This window comes from Flagellimonas taeanensis (assembly GCF_003584105.1).
Taxonomy (GTDB): Bacteria; Bacteroidota; Bacteroidia; order Flavobacteriales; family Flavobacteriaceae; genus Flagellimonas; species Flagellimonas taeanensis.
Map to the genome: position 1 here is coordinate 144,629 of NZ_QXFO01000027.1, position 18,160 is coordinate 162,788.

The 18,160-nt window shown below is 45.3% G+C and carries 21 protein-coding genes and 1 pseudogene; 11 read left to right on the plus strand and 11 right to left on the minus strand.

Annotated features, from left to right (window positions below; genetic code table 11):
• The first annotated feature begins 280 nt into the window (after positions 1-280).
• The 5 genes from D2V93_RS15805 to D2V93_RS15825 all read left to right on the plus strand — a co-directional run bounded on the left by D2V93_RS15805 (position 281) and on the right by D2V93_RS15825 (position 4,143).
• Complete coding sequence (locus D2V93_RS15805) at positions 281-1,393, plus strand: formylglycine-generating enzyme family protein (protein WP_119620094.1); 1,113 nt, start codon at positions 281-283, stop codon at positions 1,391-1,393.
• A gap of 252 nt (positions 1,394-1,645) precedes the next feature.
• On the plus strand, positions 1,646-2,701 hold the full coding sequence (locus D2V93_RS15810; protein ID WP_072881051.1) for a PAS domain-containing sensor histidine kinase: 1,056 nt from the start codon (positions 1,646-1,648) through the stop codon (positions 2,699-2,701).
• Between the two features lie 127 nt (positions 2,702-2,828).
• A complete protein-coding gene (locus D2V93_RS15815; protein WP_119620095.1) occupies positions 2,829-3,257 on the plus strand; it encodes a molybdenum cofactor biosynthesis protein MoaE in 429 nt (142 codons plus the stop codon).
• A gap of 3 nt (positions 3,258-3,260) precedes the next feature.
• Positions 3,261-3,689, plus strand: coding sequence for a cyclic pyranopterin monophosphate synthase MoaC (moaC, locus tag D2V93_RS15820; protein ID WP_072880856.1), 429 nt, complete (start codon positions 3,261-3,263; stop codon positions 3,687-3,689).
• A gap of 73 nt (positions 3,690-3,762) precedes the next feature.
• Complete coding sequence (locus tag D2V93_RS15825) at positions 3,763-4,143, plus strand: hypothetical protein (RefSeq protein WP_072880858.1); 381 nt, start codon at positions 3,763-3,765, stop codon at positions 4,141-4,143.
• 10 nt (positions 4,144-4,153) lie between these two features.
• Here the strand turns inward: D2V93_RS15825 and D2V93_RS15830 are convergent, their stop codons facing one another.
• On the minus strand, positions 4,154-5,092 hold the full coding sequence (locus D2V93_RS15830) for an NAD-dependent epimerase/dehydratase family protein (protein ID WP_119620096.1): 939 nt from the start codon (positions 5,090-5,092) through the stop codon (positions 4,154-4,156).
• A gap of 64 nt (positions 5,093-5,156) precedes the next feature.
• Between D2V93_RS15830 and D2V93_RS15835 the strand changes: the two genes are divergently transcribed.
• Entirely contained in the window at positions 5,157-5,654 is a 498-nt protein-coding gene (locus D2V93_RS15835; protein WP_119620097.1) for a hypothetical protein, read from the plus strand.
• A gap of 49 nt (positions 5,655-5,703) precedes the next feature.
• Positions 5,704-6,144: pseudogene (locus tag D2V93_RS15840) on the plus strand (nuclear transport factor 2 family protein).
• Positions 6,145-6,147: 3 nt separating this feature from the next.
• Here the strand turns inward: D2V93_RS15840 and D2V93_RS15845 are convergent.
• From D2V93_RS15845 to D2V93_RS15855, 3 genes are all read right to left on the minus strand, one after another.
• Positions 6,148-6,846 (minus strand): hypothetical protein, encoded by a 699-nt coding sequence (locus tag D2V93_RS15845; RefSeq protein WP_072880866.1) that lies wholly within the window; start codon positions 6,844-6,846, stop codon positions 6,148-6,150.
• A gap of 77 nt (positions 6,847-6,923) precedes the next feature.
• The gene (locus D2V93_RS15850) at positions 6,924-7,733 is read right to left on the minus strand and encodes an SDR family oxidoreductase (protein ID WP_119620098.1); all 810 of its coding nucleotides are present in this window, start codon (positions 7,731-7,733) and stop codon (positions 6,924-6,926) included.
• Entirely contained in the window at positions 7,726-9,996 is a 2,271-nt protein-coding gene (locus tag D2V93_RS15855; RefSeq protein ID WP_119620099.1) for a M28 family peptidase, read from the minus strand. The genes D2V93_RS15850 and D2V93_RS15855 overlap by 8 nt, the downstream gene beginning before the upstream one ends.
• Before the next feature lie 122 nt (positions 9,997-10,118).
• Between D2V93_RS15855 and D2V93_RS15860 the strand changes: the two genes are divergently transcribed.
• Complete coding sequence (locus D2V93_RS15860) at positions 10,119-10,589, plus strand: CBS domain-containing protein (RefSeq protein ID WP_072880870.1); 471 nt, start codon at positions 10,119-10,121, stop codon at positions 10,587-10,589.
• 5 nt (positions 10,590-10,594) lie between these two features.
• On the opposite strand, the gene D2V93_RS15865 is transcribed toward D2V93_RS15860, so the two are convergent.
• The 4 genes from D2V93_RS15865 to D2V93_RS15880 all read right to left on the minus strand — a co-directional run bounded on the left by D2V93_RS15865 (position 10,595) and on the right by D2V93_RS15880 (position 12,824).
• Positions 10,595-10,948, minus strand: coding sequence for a hypothetical protein (locus D2V93_RS15865; RefSeq protein ID WP_072880873.1), 354 nt, complete (start codon positions 10,946-10,948; stop codon positions 10,595-10,597).
• Between the two features lie 9 nt (positions 10,949-10,957).
• A complete protein-coding gene (locus D2V93_RS15870; protein WP_119620100.1) occupies positions 10,958-11,530 on the minus strand; it encodes a pentapeptide repeat-containing protein in 573 nt (190 codons plus the stop codon).
• 69 nt (positions 11,531-11,599) lie between these two features.
• Positions 11,600-12,091: a DUF6265 family protein gene (locus D2V93_RS15875; RefSeq protein WP_072880875.1), complete on the minus strand. Its 492-nt coding sequence runs from the start codon at positions 12,089-12,091 to the stop codon at positions 11,600-11,602.
• Positions 12,092-12,122: 31 nt separating this feature from the next.
• Positions 12,123-12,824 (minus strand): SIMPL domain-containing protein, encoded by a 702-nt coding sequence (locus D2V93_RS15880; RefSeq protein WP_072881057.1) that lies wholly within the window; start codon positions 12,822-12,824, stop codon positions 12,123-12,125.
• 87 nt (positions 12,825-12,911) lie between these two features.
• Between D2V93_RS15880 and D2V93_RS18770 the strand changes: the two genes are divergently transcribed.
• From D2V93_RS18770 to D2V93_RS15890, 3 genes are all read left to right on the plus strand, one after another.
• On the plus strand, positions 12,912-13,058 hold the full coding sequence (locus D2V93_RS18770) for a glycerate kinase (RefSeq protein ID WP_220473645.1): 147 nt from the start codon (positions 12,912-12,914) through the stop codon (positions 13,056-13,058).
• Positions 13,059-13,136: 78 nt separating this feature from the next.
• Positions 13,137-15,056 carry a carboxypeptidase-like regulatory domain-containing protein gene (locus tag D2V93_RS15885; protein WP_182850007.1) on the plus strand — a complete coding sequence of 640 codons (1,920 nt, stop codon included), beginning with the start codon at positions 13,137-13,139 and terminating at the stop codon, positions 15,054-15,056.
• A gap of 104 nt (positions 15,057-15,160) precedes the next feature.
• Positions 15,161-16,297 carry a glycerate kinase gene (locus D2V93_RS15890; protein ID WP_119620102.1) on the plus strand — a complete coding sequence of 379 codons (1,137 nt, stop codon included), beginning with the start codon at positions 15,161-15,163 and terminating at the stop codon, positions 16,295-16,297.
• A 12-nt stretch (positions 16,298-16,309) separates the two neighbouring features.
• On the opposite strand, the gene D2V93_RS15895 is transcribed toward D2V93_RS15890, so the two are convergent.
• The 3 genes from D2V93_RS15895 to D2V93_RS15905 form a co-directional block, all read right to left on the minus strand.
• Positions 16,310-16,912, minus strand: a complete 603-nt coding sequence (locus D2V93_RS15895; protein WP_119620301.1) for a GNAT family N-acetyltransferase — start codon at positions 16,910-16,912, stop codon at positions 16,310-16,312.
• A 110-nt stretch (positions 16,913-17,022) separates the two neighbouring features.
• On the minus strand, positions 17,023-17,496 hold the full coding sequence (locus tag D2V93_RS15900; RefSeq protein ID WP_147377420.1) for a hypothetical protein: 474 nt from the start codon (positions 17,494-17,496) through the stop codon (positions 17,023-17,025).
• Between the two features lie 47 nt (positions 17,497-17,543).
• Positions 17,544-18,038, minus strand: a complete 495-nt coding sequence (locus D2V93_RS15905) for a Dps family protein (RefSeq protein ID WP_072880883.1) — start codon at positions 18,036-18,038, stop codon at positions 17,544-17,546.
• Positions 18,039-18,160: the final 122 nt, after the last annotated feature.

The window sequence follows — 18,160 nt, forward strand, 5'->3', positions numbered from 1 at the left end:
TATAATCCAATAACGCACAACATGTTAAAAATATTTTTTTTAGATGAATTGAAATGATAAGTATTTGTGCGGTTCACCAAATACCGTGGTTGTATAATGTGTTAAAATATGCTCTTTGGATAACGATTCAAAGATGGTAGCATTACCATTTCTCTTCAGGATTGAAGGCTTTTATAAGCGTATCCCTTTTTTTAAGATGCTGTATTTTGTGATTTTGAAACTGCATTATGATTAAATTGGAGCTTATTTGGGAAAATATGAGAATAACAAGGCCTGATTGATGGTGACTAAGCAAAATTTCAAGTTTTTATTACTGTCGGCTTCATTGTTGGCCCTCACTAATTGCAAAAATAAGGGCAACAAAACCAAGCAAAGTATCGAGGCAGAAAAGGAGGTGGAAGTAGTGGACGGGTATAAGTTGGACCCACCGACACAAACGCCAGAGGGGATGGTCTGGATACCAGGTGGGGAGTTCGTACAAGGGGCCGTACCCAAGGACAAAATGGCCATGATGCATGAAAAACCGGCCCACAGGGTAGTCTTGAGCGGTTTTTTCATGGATATCCACGAAGTGACCAATGCCCAATTTGCAAGATTTGTTGAAGAGACGGGTTATATATCGGTTGCAGAGCGTGAAATCGATTGGGAAGAAATGAAAAAACAATTGCCCCAAGGTACACCAAAGCCCCATGACTCCATTTTACAACCGGGCTCGCTGGTGTTCAAAAAGTCCAAGTCAAGTGTCCCCAACCTGTTCGACTATTCACAATGGTGGGAATGGAAGATCGGGGCCAACTGGAAACATCCAAATGGACCGGGAACGGACATTGTTGGAAAAGAGAACGAGCCAGTGGTGCACATCGCATTTGAGGATGCCCAAGCCTATTGCGAGTGGGCAGGCAGAAGATTGCCGACCGAGGCAGAATGGGAATATGCGGCGAGGGCCTATCAAAGCAACGAGCTCTTTTTTTGGGGAAGTGACGTGGCTCAATTGAGTTCCCATGCCAATACCTGGGAAGGAGAGTTTCCGGTAAACAATACCAAAGAGGATGGTTTTGAACGCAGGGCTCCTGTGATGAGCTATCCCAAAAATGGTTTTGGACTGTACGATATGGCGGGCAATGTATGGGAATGGACCGGCGATTGGTACAACACGGACTATTATAAAGAGTTGGCCCATAAACAAACTAGCATAAAAAATCCAAAAGGGGCTTCAAGGGCTTTCAATCCTTCCAATCCTTATGCAGAAGAGAAAGTGATCAAAGGCGGGTCGTTCCTTTGTAGTGCCTCGTATTGTGCGAGCTACCGAATCAGTGCGCGGATGGCAACCAGCCCCGATTCCGGGATGGAACATTTGGGTTTCAGGACCGTATATGTTCCCAAGATAGAGTAGGGGAAGGATATCCAAATGCGTTGTTTGGGCTAAGCTGAATTAACCAAGGAGACACATCGATATAGTATAAGGTGACCCATCAAAGTGCCATTTTTTTGGGAAGCCCATCCTTTCGACGCACGGAAACTTCCGTTCAATGTATGTCAAGACAACAGCTGTTTCCTACAACCAAATACACATTTTATTAAAAAAAGTAGACTTGGCTTGGTATTGCTACTAACTTTGTGGATAGCCAAACGAATGACCAAACAAATGTACCTTCAACTCGAACCACTCTTTGAACAATCCATGGATTGTCTTTGCATTGCGAATTATGATGGATATTTTGTAAAAACCAACCCTGCCTTTGTAAAACTATTGGGGTATTCCGAAGAGGAATTGCGCTCCAAGCTCATTTCCGAGTTCATCTATGAAGAAGATAGGAAACTCACTGCGGCACACAGGGAAAAATTGAAGAAAAATGTCCCCTTGATCAATTTTGAGAACAGATATGTATGCAAGAACGGGGAATTGGTCTGGTTGCACTGGACATCCATCCCTATGGAAAAGGAACAATTGATCTATGCCATAGCAAAGGACGTCACATACAAAAAGGAGCTTGAAAGTGAGCGTATTTCTCGGTTGAGCCAGCTTTCCGAGGTAAATGAGAAGCTCAAGCGGCTGAACTACACCACCTCCCATGATCTACGATCTCCCTTGAACAATCTCATATCCATGGTCGATTTGATCGACCCATCCAAAATTGAGGATGCGGAAACAGTGGAGATTCTCAGTTTTATAAGACTTTCGGCAGAGGGACTGAAGGCTTCATTGAACTTATTGGTCGATGCCTCCAAGCAAAACAATATCTTGGCCGAAAAACAGGAAATGATTGGGTTTAATGCTATCCTTCTAAAAGTACAAAAGGCCATCGGTACATTGATTCAGAATGCAGGGACTAAATTTGAAGTGGATTTTTCTGCATTGGAGGGTGTGGAGTTCATTCCATCTTATATGGAAAGTGTTTTTCTCAACCTGATCACCAATTCCATCAAATATGCACGACCTGGCGTTCCCCCCATCGTCTCTATCAAATCAAGTTGTATTGATGGTGTAAAAACATTGGTCTATTCGGATAATGGTATGGGCTTCGATATGGATAAAGTAGGGCACTTGGTCTTCAGCTTGAACCAGAAATTCCACGGAAACAAGGACAGCAAAGGAGTGGGCCTCTATTTGGTGCACAGCCACATCACCTGCCTTGGAGGAAGCATCACCGTGGACAGCAGGGTCAATGAAGGGACCACTTTCACAATTGGATTCAAATAAGGTTGAAAAGGGCCGAGCTGGACTTTTGGCATGAAGGACATAATGGTTTTCTTGCGTTTGCCGTTCGGGGTTCTTTTTCCCAATTCTTCCTTACCTTAGTGGAGAACATCCAAATAGGCGGACGAAGATGAAGAGTGTATTTGTACAAGGGGCCATAAACCCAAATTTTATTGCGGACTCCATTGCCAAGCACCGATCCAAGACACAGATAGGGGCACACGATATCTTTTTAGGGCAGGTGCGTGCCGATGTGATTGAGGGGAAAACGGTTTCTGCCATAGAATATACGGCCTATGAAGCCATGGCCGACCAAAAGTTCCACGAAATAAGGGAAACCACCTTTGCGAGGTTTGACATCACCTGTATGCACATCTACCACAGTCTTGGCAAAGTGGTGGCGGGCGAAATATGTCTTTTTGTGTTTGTCTCCTCTTCCCACAGACGGACCGCTTTTGAGGCCCTGGAATTTGTGGTGGAAGAAATAAAGGCCCAAGTCCCCGTTTTTGGGAAGGAACTCTTTGGGGATGATTCCTATCAATGGAAAACAAACAACTAACGTATGGTAGATATTACCCAGAAACAGTCCACACACAGAACGGCGGTGGCCCAAGCAGTGGTCAAGGTGAGCCGTAAGGAGACCATTGAGGCCATCAAAAAAGGAACAGTGCCCAAGGGCGATGTATTGTCCATGGGCAGGGCCGCAGGATTTTTGGGCGTGAAGAAAACAGCCGACCTCTTGCCCGATTGCCATCCGTTACCTGTAGAGTATTGTGGAATAGACTATGAAATGGAGGGTCTGGAGATCAAGATCATCATCACCGTGAAGACATTCTACAAGACCGGGGTGGAAGTGGAAGCGATGCACGGCGCCAGCGTGGTTGCCCTTACCATGTACGATATGCTCAAGCCCTTGGATAAGGGTGTGGAGATCCACTATATCAAACTATTGAAGAAAACAGGGGGAAAGTCAGATATTGGCAACCAATAATTTTTTTCATATTTTTTTTCCATGCAATTACTTTTATTCTAATTTTAGCCCGATTTGAACAAATCTTATTGCTATGGATAACCTCAAACGTGTAATAGTCGATTATAAGAAGTTGACCCCGGAAGTACTCAAGCTTTTGGTGGAAAAATATCCGGATGGATATGGGGACAACGATGTCATCAATTTTAGGAACCTCAAGGGAGAGTTGATAGAGGCTGTTGAAGTATCAACGGAAGACACCAAATACTTGGTCAAGATAAGCTCAAAACTGGAGCGCAGCATGGCAAATTTTGACGATGACGATGACGATGAAGGACTGGACACGGATGACCTGGGCAAACTTCCAGGGGACGATGAAGACTTTTCGGATTCCGATTCGGATGATGACAGCGACGACAATGACAGCGACGATGTCGAAGATCCCGAGGATATGGATGATGACGAAGAGGAATAAACTTCGCCTATTATTTCAGATTGTTTAGCATTTCAAGGGTAGTCTGGTCCAAGTTGAACTTGGGCTCCCATCCCCATTGCTCCTTGGCAGCGGAATCATCGATGCTGCTTGGCCAGGAATCCGCAATCTGTTGCCTGAAATCGGGCGCATAGCTGATCGTAAAATCGGGAATGTGTTTTTGGATGCTTTCTGCGATCTCTTCAGGGGTGAAACTCATGCTCGCCAAATTGTAGGATGACCGAACCTTGATTTTTTCCGATGGGCTTTCCATCAAATCGATGGTCGCCCTGATGGCATCGTCCATATACATCATGGGAAGTTTGGTGCCCTTGTCCAAAAAGCATTCGTATTGCCCTTTTTGGAGCGCTTCGTGGTAGATTTCCACCGCATAGTCCGTGGTGCCCCCCCCTGGCATGGTCTTCCAACTGATGAGTCCGGGGTAACGCACGCTCCGCACATCCACGCCATATTTTTTGAAATAGTACTCGCACCAGCGCTCTCCCGACTGTTTGCTGATCCCATACACGGTGCTGGGCTCCATAATGGTGTTCTGTGGGGTGTCCTCCTTTGGGGTATTCGGCCCAAATACGGCAATGCTCGAAGGCCAAAAAATTTTGGAGATCTTGCTTTCCTTGGCCAAGTTGAGCACATTGAACAGCGAGTTCATGTTCAGGTTCCACGCACGCATCGGAAACTTTTCGGCAGTGGCGCTCAGCATAGCTGCCATTAAATAGATTTCATCGATCTCATAGTGCATCACCACATCCTCAATGGCAGCATAGTTGGTGGCATCCAAAAGCTCAAAAGGGCCAGAGCCCATCAAAGTGTCGCCGCCTTCCCTAATGTCACTGGCAATTACCTTTTCATTGCCATATCTTTCCCGGAGTTCCATAGTGAGTTCCGTGCCTATTTGGCCACATGCGCCGATGATGAGTATGGGTCTGTGCATTAAAAATGAAGTTAATTCCGATTCCCCGCAAAGATACCCTTTATTAAAATTTGTACATTCGCCTATGCGAAAATTGTTAGGCATCCTGATTGTTTTTTCAGTTTTATGGAGCTGCAAAAAGACTGAACCTGCGCCTTCGGAAACCTCCGGAGAGGAACTTGCGTTCAATTACCAAAAATTGCCCCAAAAGGCAAATATTAACCCAGAAGCTACTGCCATTGTGGAGACCTGGGAGGAATTCAAGGCACTGAACACCAGTATGGATGTGCTATACAAGGCCACCAATAATGAAGATCTCGCCCTGGCCATAGACAATCTCATCGAAAAGGAAAAGAACATGGAAGCGGGCCAGTATCCCGAACTTTTCAACACTTTTCAAGTAAAGAGCAGACAGTTGGTGTTGCGTACCTATCTCTACAAAACCAAGGCGGCCATCCTTGAGAACCAGCCGACCACTGAACCCGCCGTTCAAATGTTGGATGCCTATAATGCCATTCGTACACAATTGAATGTGATCGTGAACAGTCAACTGGACAAAAATTTGATTCTGGATGAAAAATAAGATTTTATGTTGCTGCCTTATGGTCTTGGCATCGGCGCTCAATGCCCAAATGACCGAAAAACAAAAGATCGGAGAGGTCTTGGACAGTTGGCACTTGGCCGCCGCAAATGCCGATTTTGATGCCTATTTTGGGAAAATGACCAAGGATGGCGTCTTCGTCGGTACGGATGCCATGGAAAATTGGCAGAACGAAGAATTCAGAACATTTTCCAAGCCCTATTTTGATAGGGGCAAGGCATGAAATTTCAAGGCGGTACAGCGGAATATCTACTTGGATGAAGCCAAGAATTTTGCTTGGTTCGATGAATTATTGGACACCCAAATGAAGATCTGTCGTGGTTCTGGGGTGCTCATAAAAGAAAATGGGCAATGGAAGATTGCCCATTATGTACTTTCCATAGCCGTTCCCAATGAAAATGTGGACGAACTGGTCCAAATCAAGGAAAAAAAGGACGACAAGCTGCTCATGGAGCTCAAAAAGAACCCGTAGCCTTTAGTTTTCTTCTGTGGCCTTTTCTTCCTTTCGGGACAACAGGGCCTGCTTGCTCAAACTTGCCAGATTAAAGTTTGGCGCAATCTTCAAAGCTTCGTCAAAAGAAACTATGGCGGCATCGATGTTGTTTTTGTCCTGGTTGAAATCCGTCAATCCCTTCAGGTGGTAAAAGGCGGCTTTCAATGGCACTTCATAAGGTTGTTGCCGCTCATAAAAAGCATATTGCATCTCATCAGTGGCATTGGCTATGCCGTATTCAATATTGGTAATGGCCCCATTGATGTCGCCGGTCTGTATTTTAAGGTCCGCCAATTCATAGGCAATATAGGGGGAAGGATTCCGGCTGAACAATGCCTCAAAATGTTCCAAGGCCCTTTTGGGTTGGTTCAATGCCTTCAATGAAACCGCTTTTATCTGAATGGCAAGTTCGGAATCATCTGCATTTTTCTCAATTCCGATGGTGTTCAGGGCCTGAATGTGCCGCCCATCGTTCATGTAGACAAACGCCAATGTATCCCTTCTTTCTTTGGAAGGGGAAAGTACGTTCATGTGTGTCAGTGCCCCAATGACACCGTTGACATCACCCTGCATGCGCATTTCCTTGTAATAGGCTCTGTAATGTTCCAAAAGTTCGTTCTTGGTCTGTGAGATTCCGGTAAAACCCACGAGCAAGAGGAGCAGGAGTACGGTCTTTTTCATTCATTATCACTTTAGTGCGCCAAAACTAAAAAAATAATCGGTACTATCCTGTTAAGAATGCCATAAGTAATGATGGACTACGACCCAATCGACGTTTTGAAAATGGGATGACATTGGTGAAAATGCATGCTGGTCACCGTTTTTCCTCTTTTTATTGGGGTTTCAACCTTATATGTAGGCGGGGGAATCCCCCTTTTTTTGGCTTCTGAACTATAGTAATCCCTTTTGGTGGGATGAAGAGGATATACCCCATTGAAGGTTCTGCCCCATAGTTGTTCGTCCATGACGTTGACTATCATTCGTATGCAATCATCTTGATGGATCAGGTTCACAGGATCGTCCCCATTGGAGAGGTTTTCCCTGCCCGATAGCATGGTGACAGGGTGCCTTTCTGGGCCGATAAGCCCCCCAAACCGTATGACGGTCGTCTGTAGGGAGTCTACATTTTTAAAAAGTTCTTCGCTGTCCAACAGTTGTTTGCCGGATTCTGTGGTGGGTTTTGGAAGGGTTTCTTCCGTCACCTCCCCTTCGATATCGCCATACACCGAGGTGCTACTGATGAACAAGATCTTGGTGACAGGACTTTTTTTGACCTCATCCAAGAGAAGTTCCATCTTTTTATAAAAGCTTTCCGCATTGTTGCCCCGCAATCTGGGCGGTACATTGATGATCAAAATATCGACATGGGACAGAAAACCTTCGATGTCCCCATGGATCTCTGTGGATGACAATGAGATAAGATAGGGAGCGATGCCCTCTTTTTCCAATACTATCAATTTGTCCGACGAGGTTGTCGTGCCATACACCTGATGGGAATTTCCAACCAATTGTCTTGCCAAGGGCAATCCCAGCCAACCACAGCCCAAAACTCCTATTTTTTTACTCAAATCTCACGGTTTTAATGGTTAATACTGCATCGTTCAGCACAAAGGGCATTGGGATGCTGTTGCTTGGCCGCTTGGGTATACTGAACTCCTCATGGTTCAAAAGATCGTTCGATGCTTCGTAAAAGGTAAGCTCCAGAATGGAATCTTTGGGGAAGCTCAACTCCAACTCGGTAAAATCGTTGTTGGAGATGTAATGCGTGATCAGCCGGTTGCCACGGTTTTCCAGAAAATGGGAGGAGAGGGCAATTTGGTTGGCCTTGGCCGATTTCAGCGGTATGGGATTGGTATAGATATCCAAGCGGTTGACATCCCTTTTTGGGGTCACGCAGAGTTCCACCAGTCTGTCCTCGCCAATAATGGTATCCCGAATGGTCTCGATATAGGGCAGGGCAATGTCCTTTTTGGGGGCATCGGCAATATAGCTGAGCTTGGTCCTGTACTTGCTAAAAAGCGTTTCCGCCTCCGGTTTTCTTTTGGTATCCCCCAGAAACTGACTGTTCCATCCGATGAGTTTTTGATCATAGGTGGCCCAAACCGCGGAATCCTTTTCGGCATTGTAAACATAGAGCAGACTGGTGGGCTTTGGTCGTTTTTCGTTGAAATCGGATTGGATATGGCTTGTTACCCCAAAGGCGAAGAAGAGGAACAAGAACAGATAGGCCAAGCGCCCCATACTCTTCAGTTGTCCAAAAAAGGGCAGTACCAAGAAAAACAAAAGAGTGGTGAGAACCGTGGAGGCCACCATCATTTTCAATCCAAGGCCCACAGGGAACATTTTGATGAACGGGGCATAGATGATCACTGCTGGCAGGGCCAGAAATACCATCAGGTAAGGGTTGGGCTCCTCTTGGTTGACGGTTACCATAAAAGCGGCCAACAGCCCGAACAAGGGTACAATGAAAAAGCTTGCCCCTTGCAGGTAAGTGGCCACCAATCCACAAATGGCCAACCAAAGGATAATGGGGGCGACCAAAAGATTGGGTGTGCCGGTCTTTCGGAACTTGTGGTAGGTATAAAAACAGATGGCAAGTGATAGCGCTACATAGACCAAGATATAAGTGTAGCCGTTATAGGTGAACCCGTGTAGCATGTCCTTAAAACCGGGATACCACCAAGTGATCACCGTCCAACAGAAATACCCGATGACCCCGTTGACGGCCAAAGTGATGAGCAATGGCAGAAAACCCTTTAAGATACCCGTGGCATTTAATTTTTTCTTTTTGAACCCCATGACCAGCAAGACCACAAAGGCCAAGGCCGCTATAACGAACATGGGCCAGATCCACTCAAAGGGGTAGGAGACAAACTTAAAAAAGGGCAAGTTGAAATAGACCTTTTCGTTCAGGCTCTTGAGATTGCCCAGATCGGCATTGCTGAAATAGTGCAGAAGCGGCATCAAATAGCTGCCCTGATGCGCCAAGGTGTTCTTGTCCAAACGTTCTGCATTATCCAAAGCCGTGTGATAGTCAAAATGGTCATCGATAAAGGCAAAATTGAAGCCCTCAATATCACCGTCCTCTCGGAATACGGTGAGATCGGTATCATTCGGCAGCATCTTGTAAATGCTGTAGACCAAGGAATTCGCTACGGGGTATTGGGGATTGGCCTTGGTGAACTCCTCGATCAATTGGCCATTGCCACGATTGGTCTCGATGAGCATATAACTGGGGCCGCCACTCCCCCTTGCCTCAAAATTCAGTACAAGCCCCACATCTTTTGCCCAAGGGTGGTTGTTCACAAAGAGGTCCGCACCATTGAGCCCCAGCTCCTCGGCGTCGGTGATCAGGATGATGATGTCGTTTTTCGGAATCTTTTCCTCGGCCAAAAATGCCCTGACCCCTTCCAAAATGGTGGCAACACCACTTGCGGCATCACTTGCGCCCAAAGAGGAATGCGGATTGCTATCGTAATGGGACAATAACAAAAGTGCCTTGCCATTACCAGAACCCTCTATCCGGGCCAAAATATTGGTGGCCTTGCTCAGATTGGCCCAGTCCCCGGCGGTATACCCCTCTTGGGTAGTGGTCTCCAGCCCCATCTTTTTCAGCTCCGAAATGATATACGCCCTCGTGCGCGCATGCCCGGGAAACCCCACCGCGTGGGGTTCCATGGATAGGCTCTTTACATGGGTCAACGCCCTATCGGTGGAAAAGGAGTTGGGTGCCGAATCTGCATCCGGTCCATAATCGGGCATCAAGGAGTTGAAGCTCCAATATGCTGCTAGAAAAAGGAGAAGAAGGGCAAGGGTCCGGGAAAATTTCATGGTTTGGCGATGTTGTTGCATAAAAATATGAAATTATGAAAGGTTCGCATATTTGGATATAAAAAATTAGGTTATTCGCTAAAAAAAGCTATATTTAATGTTCAACTTCAAATTCTAACCACATGGCAATCAAAAGTTTTCAAGGAGTACGATCGAAGGAGGAATCCAAGAAGAAGTACAATGCCCCAATATTGGTGGAGGACTACATGACCAAAAAATTGATCACTTTTTCTCCCGACCAGTCCATTTTGGAAGTTATGGAGACTTTTGCCAAATTCCACATCTCTGGTGGACCTGTGGTGGACAACAGTGGTTTTTTGGTAGGTATCATCTCCGAAGCGGACTGCATGAAGCAGATTTCCGAAAGTAGGTATTTCAACCAGCCCATCCTCGACAAGAGTGTGGAACGCTTCATGACCAAAAATGTGGAGACCATCCCGCATGACATGAGCATTTTTGACGCTGCCGGTGTTTTTGACCGACACAATAGGCGTCGACTGCCCGTCATGAAAAATGACATCCTGGTGGGCCAGATCAGCCGAAAGGACATTGTGATTGCTGCCCTCAAATTGACCGCCCATAGTTGGAAATAACCCTATCATTCTCTTTTTACGATCATATAATAATCATTGTCAAGGGGCAAATACCCCATGTCGTACACAAAATAGTAAGTGCTGCCCTTTTTGGTGGTATATAGGTTAGTGATGTGCTCAAAGTCGAAACCTTTGTCCAGTAATCGCATTTTTGTGGTCTTGGCTTTCCCTTCCTTTAGGGGAAAACTCCCCAAGATACGGTAGTTCTTTCGGAGTTTGTTGTTGATGTTTCGCAGCAGGTTCTTGCTGTCCCGGTTCAGGCGGTTGTTGTAGGCATTCCGACAGTGGTCCGAGCAGTACTTTTGGTCTATGCGACCTAGGAGCTTTGTGCCACATTCTAAGCATTCTCTTTGGGTCATGGGATAAGATTAGGTGACCACAATATCATACTTTTTCAGCAAACCGATCAATCCGTCTTTATTGAACTTACACTTTTTCAATGAGTTGATGGATGGATCTATGTCAAAACCAACGGCTGTTGAAAGGTCGGCCCCCTCCAGATTGGTGGAGTGGAACAGGGTATTTTCCATAGTACAGCCGGGAAAAATGGATCGGGAAAAATCGGCCCCGGTAAAGTCCACCTGGGTCAATGTGCAATCGATAAAAGTGGTTTCCTTCAACGAAAGTCCATTGAAAGAGGCCAGCGTCAGGTTGCAGCCTTCAAAACGGACCGACATCAAAAAATCGTTGCAGTCCTCAAAGTGAAGCCCCATCAACTTACACCCTTTAAAAAAGGTTTCCTTGAAAATGGTGTGCTTTATATTGGCATTGGTAAGGTCACATTCCTCAAAAGTGCACTCCATGAAATTTTGGTTGTCCAGAAAGGCATGGGAGAACCGACATCCCCTAAAAGTACAGTTTTCATATTCTCCCTTGGCAAGCGGGACGGAAGAGAAATCCTGTTTTTCAAATAGTTGGTCAAAAATGAAGGGCTTCTCCATGGAAAAAGGATTGGGCAATAGGTAGCCTAAGATAAGCCTTTATTGGTGAAATGACCGTGGTGTGGCGTTCTATTTCACTCTTTTGTAGGCGAACAGGACCTCCTCGGAACTGCCTTCCTCTTCGATGAGCACGGTCACGTTCATTTCATCGGGACCTACCTTTTCCATGGTCAGTCCTTCAAAGTACACCTTGTCCTTTTCAATCTTGACAAGCCTGAAATCGATGGTTTGATCCTTTTCCTCCCAACCACGTAGGGTACCGTCAAAGTGTTTCAACTGTAGGATCAGGGTATGGTTCAATTTCTGGATGTGGCCGATTTCGTAAAAGGAGATTTCGTTGTCCTTCGCCAATTTGAAGACGAACATCATGGAGCCCCCGAGTGGGGGACTCCAGATTTCTTCTGCTATACCACCAAAAGCCTCACCCTGCCAATGACCCGCTATCCAGGCCACGTCATGTAAAGACGCAGCGGGGGATGCCTGCCCTTTGGGCAATTGCATGGTCTGCTGTGCCGAAGCTAGGGCAACACAGCAAAAAAAGAGGGTCAATGTCAGTTTCATGTGTTAGGTTTTTGGGTTCGGTAAACGGGCATTAATTGGTAAGTGCAAACTTCACGTTCACTAGGGTCTCTACCCGTATCTTTTCAAAATCGATGTCCAACGGTTGGGCACCACCCATATCGGCGGAAACAGCTTTCATTTCCATCATTGGGGCTTGGTTGTATCTGGGGTAATAGGGTTGCGAGTTGTCCATAATGTGGAGGGCGGCACCCAACTTTTGTCCAAGTGGTTTGGTCAGGGCCTCGGCCTTAAGTTTGGCCTTTTTGATGGCCCTGGTCTTCAGTTCCAGTTCCAGTTCGTCCATTTTGGAATATTCCGTTTTTTCAACATAGGCATTGGCAATGTCCAATTGCTCCAAGGCGACCATCACTTCACCGGCTTGCTTTCCTGAATAGACGACAAGCGAATATTCCTTGCTCTTCAGCACTTCTTTTTCGCGGAGAAAGTATTTTTTGAAATTACTGCTCATGTCCTTGATCACCAATTGCTCGTCCAAGTCTATCCCAAGAGCTTTAAGGCGTTGCGCCATTTTGTTCTCCTGTTCTTCAACGGAGATCTTTCCTTTGGAATCCTTTTCCTGGATGGTGATGTTGAGGTGGATCTTGTCCGGGGTCACCAAAGTGTCCACTTGGGCGGAAGTTTCCAGATAGGGGGTGTCCAAAAAGTTTTTGGATTGGGCAAAAATTGAAGTCGAAAGCAACAAGGCTGCCAAGGGTAAGATCATTTTTTTCATAGTAGAGATTTTTTTGTTTAAAGGTAAATACTTCACCCCAATGAGCAAAACCTGTGCCGTTTTTAAACCAAATTGAAGGGAAAATACATGGGCCACTCCATTTATCTTGATTACATTGTGGGAATGAAATTTGTTCTCACACCCGATAAGTACAAAGGCTCCCTCACCGGGCAGCAATTCTGCGAAGCGGTGGCCAGTGGTATCCAAAAAGCCTCGCCAGTACCCTTAGCTTAGGCATTGCACCACATTTTTGAAAAACACGGACAACCCTTTGCATCCTATGAACGTCTATAATTGTAGATGTACTTTTTAATGAAAAAAAACCAACTGATCATCCTTGTAGCCCTACTGACTTTTGGGGCCAACCTTGCCCAAACCTATAACGCTGGCTATAAATCTTTCCAACTAAAAGACAGTACAAGAACCTATAAACCAAACACGGAACAGACGGACAAACTCCATTATAGACCCGTGGATTTGGACATTTGGTATCCATCAAATGACAAAAAGGCAAGCACCTTAAAATTCGGGAATCTGTTCAACCTTTTTGAACAGCGAGCGGTCAACTATCAAGATACCGAAGATTATTCTGGAATAACCAACGATCTGGCCCAGTTTTATGTGGCCCAATTAGGTGTTGGTGCAGACGGCAAACAACTGCTGAATATTGAAACAAATAGCTTTTTAGACCTTGAACCTTCACCGTCTAAACACCCCGTCATTATTTATATGGCAGGTTTTAATGGAATGGGATTTGAAAACTATAGGATTCTTGAGGCACTGGCCCAGAATGGATTTTTGGTGGTTTCTGTTTGGTCGGTCGGTCGTTATCCTGGCGATATGACCAATCAAAAGGAAGATATGCTTGAACAAGTTTATGACGCTGAATTTGCAATGCGTTATCTTAAACAGAACAACCTGTTCAATGCCGATTTTAATACTATTGGCATTATTGGCTATAGTTGGGGCGGAATGAGTTCTGCGGTTTTTATCGATAGAAACCCAAACACAAAAGCCTTTGTATCGCTCGACGGAACAGAAACCCATTACTTTGGGGAAGAGGATGAAAATGACCGATTTATTCAAGAAATCCATGATTCAAATCTCTTGGATCCCGAAACACAACCTATCAAGTACCTTTATTTGGAAAGTGGCGATAAACTTGATGGGTTTCAACCCTCAAAAGACTATAACTACTTCAGGCAACTGAATTCCGAAAAATACTATTTGCGCTTCAAAAATGGTGTCCATGCCGATTTTACGTGTATCCCCTCGATACTGGAGGCTTCAAAAAGCTCGGTGCTGATCTATGACGATATCGTAAAACTGGCCACAGCTTTTTTCAAGGAATCGTTTGGGGACAAAGCCGTTTTTCAATCTGCTTGGAAGAATTTAAGTAAATCAAGCTACGTCACCGAAGAACTTTACAATATATCCGGTACACCTAAAATTGGGACCGACATAGAAGGTATGGTTCTCGATGATGAAAGCCATGAGCCGCTGCCCTACGTAAACATCGGCATTTTGAACAAAGAAATAGGGACGGTTACAGATACCAATGGAAAATTTATGCTCAGTTTAAATAGGGAATTGGAGAAGGATACCCTACGGATTTCGTCCATTGGGTACAAACCGGTTGAAATTTTGGTCAACGATTTTTTGTCAAGAAAACAGCCTATATCCATAGAACTGGAAGAAGAAATAAGTACATTGAACGAAGTAGTCGTCACCGCAAAGGCTTTCAAGAAAAAAACACTAGGGAACAAAACGGAGTCGAAGTTTATAAGTACGGGATTTAGTTATGACCAACTTGGCGCTGAAATGGGTGTTAAGATCAACGTTAGGAAACCCCCGACCTTTGTAGATGCCTTTAATTTCAATATTTCATACAATAGATTAAGTGCAACAGCTATTTTTAGGGTTAATTTTTATAACATTGAAAATAACAGACCAAAAGAAAACATGCTTACGCAGAATATTATCGTTCCCATTGAGCCAAAACAAGTCGGCAAAATAACCGTGGATCTAAAACCCTATGACATTGTTTTGAACGATGATGTTATGGTCACCTTGGAATGGGTGGAAACGGAAGGAGAAAACAACAAAGGGGAAGCTATATTTTTTTCTGTTGGAATGTTCAATAGCGGAACGCTCTATAAAAAATCAAGTCAGGCAAAATTTAAGAAGCATAGCAGTATGGGAGTCGGATTTAATATTGATGTGAGATATTAAAAAACAAGTTTTTTAGATCAATTTCGATATTGAGTTCCCATCATGGGGCAGTCCCGATTTCACCATTACACCTGGCCGAAACCGTTACAAAAATTAAATAGACCATGAAATTCCTCCTCGCACCCGATAAATACAAAGGCTCCCTCACCGGGCAGGAATTCTGCGAAGCGGTGGCCAGTGGTATCCTAAAAGTCTTTCCCCATGCGGAGATCGTAAAAAGACCCTTGGCGGATGGCGGGGATGGCACCATTGAGGTGGTGAGCCATTACCTGAATGCCTCTTCCGTTCCCGTGCGGGTGCATGACCCCTTGTTCCGAGAAATTGAAGCACCTTATTTGCTTTCCCAAGACAAACAAACCGCTTTTATTGAAATGTCCGAAGCCTCTGGCTACAAGCTGCTCCAAAAGGCTGAAATGAACTGCATGCACACCACTTCTTTGGGCACCGGGGAACTCATTTTGGATGCTTTGGAAAAAGGGGCCACAACACTAGTTTTGGGTATCGGTGGAAGTGCCACCAACGATGGCGGCATGGGCATGGCCCAGCCCTTGGGGTATCGGTTTTTGGATTCGGAAGGGAAGGAATTGGAGCTTGTGGGCAAAAACTTGGGGTTGGTAGCTCAAATCGATACGGAAAAGGTGCATCCGCAACTGTCCAAAGTCAAAATTCAAGTGGCCTGCGATGTGAACAATCCGTTTTATGGCGAACAAGGTGCCGCCAAAATTTACGGTCCACAAAAAGGAGCTTCCGCTGAAGAAATTGAATTCTTGGACCATGGGTTGGCACATTTTGCCAAAGTGCTCCAAACCACTTTTGATATGGATGTGCAACAAATTCCCGGAGCAGGTGCCGCTGGGGGTGTTGGGGGAGGAGCCGTAGTGTTCCTGAACGCCAGCCTTACCTCAGGGGTGGATTTGGTGATGCAGATGGCCCATTTTGATGAGGTGATGCAAGGAGCCGATTGGGTCATCACCGGAGAAGGCCAGTTGGACAGACAAACATTTTCGGGCAAGACCATCAATGGGGTGATCAAGGCTGCCCAAAAGCATAAGGTTCCCGTTGCTGCCTTTTGTGGCTCGGTGGATGTGACCATCGCGGAAATGCAACACATGGGATTGGATTATGCCGTTTCCATCTTAAACCAGATCGGAAACTTGGACGATGCCAAGGCCAAGAGTTTTCAAAACCTGGAACTGGCGAGCTACAACTTTGCCCATCTTTTGAAGCTAAGCAAAGCTTGAACCCCAAAGGGCTTATTTTGAAGCGCCTTGCTTCATCTTGAACTCCAACGAAGTCTTTACCGTTTTCCATTCACTGTACAAGATGGAAAAAACAACTGTATCCCTTAGATTTCCGTTTGCATCAACCTTGTGGTTTCTCAAGATTCCGTCCTGTTTGGCGCCTAAACGCAGAATGGCAGTGCGGGACGTATGGTTATGGAAATTGGTCCGGAATTCCACGGCAATGCATTTTAAGGTCTCAAAGGCATATTTCAGCAACAGGTATTTGCACTCGGTGTTCACCCCGGTGCGCTGTACTTTTTTGGCATACCAGGTATGACCGATTTCCAGCCGTTTGTTTGCAGCGTCCACATTCATGTAACGGGTAGTGCCCACCACGGCATTGGTCCTTTTGTCCACAATGGTAAAGGGGAGCGATTTGCCTGCTTCCAGTTCCAAAAGAGCGGTATTAATGTAGGCATCCGTGGTGGCAGGGGTAGGGACAGAGGTGTACCAAAGTTCCCAAAGATTGCCATCGGATGCGGCGAATGCAAGGTCCACTTTGTGGGATTTTTCCAAAGGAACAAGCTTCACCAGCTCTCCTTCTAGCACAACGGGATGTAACCAAGACTCCATAAGTTGGGTTTTTGCCCCAAATATAGGCGTTAATCGGCCGAAAATGACAAACAAAAAGGCCGGGAGTTTCCCCCCGACCCTCTTGTCAATCAAAAAAACAAAATTTGAAATCACCCAATTTCCCTGAATTCTTCCACAGAGAAAAAGTCTTGGTCCTTGTTGTCGATGAAGTAGATACCTTCCTTGACAAAGTATTTCATGGTCCGGTCATTCACCTTTACCGCAAACCCCTTATCGGTGGCTACCACGGAAAAATCATCCGTGACCGATCTTCTGTATTTCAGCACCATGTAGTGCTCATATTCCTTATCATTGTTGGAATCCACTGCAATAAGTTTGGTCACTAATGCAGGTTGGGAATCACGGTCCAGATTTTCTGTTTTTTTGTTCTTGTCAAAGGCCATAGGATAGTTTCTGTGCTCCATGACCTTGATGTTAAAGGGCTTTTCGGCCCCGTTCTCTTCAATGGAGAAGGTCTTGTGGATGGTGGCGTTCATCAGTCCTGGGTTATTGCTTTGGCCATAGCTGTTGAAGCCGAACCATAGAAGCATTGATATGGATAAAAGTGTTGTGAGTGTTTTCATGGGTATGTTTTTTATAGTTTTCGAATCTTTTTTGGGATGTTCTTTGCCTATTTGAGGTATGAGGTGAACATCCAGTTCCTCTTTTCCAGATGGGTGAGAAAATCGGTAAGGATCTGTTCCGTTACCACATCTCCGCTGTCCAAAGCGGCATTCACGCCATCCAGCATGTTGTTGTGCAATATTTCATAGTCCTTGAGCAGTTCCCTTACCATTTCAATGGCGGTGAGCTCTTTGGTGGGCTCTTTGATTTGGGAGAGCTCCATGGTCTTTTTCAGGGTGAACTTGGTCTTTACCCCAAAAGCGCGGATACGCTCGGCCACGATGTCTATGTTTTCCTTGGTGGTATTATACTCTTTTTCAAATTCTTCGTGCAGTTCAAAAAATTCCGGGCCCTCAATGTTCCAGTGAAAGTTTCGCAACTTGTTGTAGAACACTTGGTAATTGGCCAAAAGGGTGTTCAAGGTCACTACGATTTCTGCGGTTTCCAGATAAGTGAATCCTAATTTTTTAAACGTCTTGTTCTTACTGCTTACTGTTTCCATTTTGTTTTAATTTTTGATTTGACATTAATAGTAATTGTGTGCGTGTTGAATCCAAGTGTCACATCGAGCGCAGTCGAGATGTTTTTGTCAGTCTTTCGACTGCGCTCAAGAGGACAAAAACT